The following is a 725-nucleotide window of genomic DNA, read 5'->3' on the forward strand; positions in this document are numbered from 1 at the left end:
TTGTAGCGCCACAAAACCAGAACCTTAAGCTTGTCGCGCTTTTCGTCGCGCCACCGGTCGGCGATCGCACCCAGAGCGGCATCAAGCCGTTGGAGCAGGCGCTGGCAGGCCGCCGCAAAGTCCGGCTTGTCGCGCTTATCCTCAATGGGAATGACACGGATCGATCGCGGGACGGCCGGTCGCGTTGAGCGGACGGACTTCTTGATCTGTTCAGGGTTGCGCTGGACGAACTTAGCGGCCGTTTCGGCAATGAGCTGGTTACAGCGATACGTCTGTTCAAGGCGCCCCTGCCAACTGGTCCCGAAGTTCGCTTCGAACCGTGTAAATATCGTAATGTCCGATCCGGCAAAGCGATAGATCGACTGCCAGTCGTCTCCGACCGCGAAGACCTTGCTGAACGCTTTCTGCTGTTTGAGCGCCTTGATGAGGTTAGCGCGCGGCTCGGAAATGTCTTGAAACTCATCCACGAGTATCAGCGAATAAGGGCTTCGATATCGGCCTGTCTCGACCAGTCGGACCGCATCCGCGATCATCGAATCGAAGTCGATCCGTTTCGTTTCCTCGAGCTTTCGGGAATATCCCTGAGTGATCGCCCAGACCACGCGAGCGAACAATTTGGCACGCTCCTTGTCGTGCAAGGTCTTGGCACGTTCGAGCAGCATGTCGAGCGTGAGGTGGCTGGCACGTATGTGCTTCAAGCAGGTAGATATCAGCTGATGATAGTG

General features: G+C 57.0%; 1 protein-coding gene. It reads right to left on the reverse strand.

The features are described from left to right. On the reverse strand, positions 1-698 hold a 698-nt coding region (locus EN780_RS36180; protein ID WP_245500247.1), incomplete at its 3' end, for a UvrD-helicase domain-containing protein. Between the last annotated feature and the right edge of the window lie 27 nt (positions 699-725).

Source organism: Mesorhizobium sp. M4B.F.Ca.ET.089.01.1.1, assembly GCF_004022605.1.
In the GTDB taxonomy this organism is placed as follows: Bacteria; Pseudomonadota; Alphaproteobacteria; order Rhizobiales; family Rhizobiaceae; genus Mesorhizobium; species Mesorhizobium abyssinicae.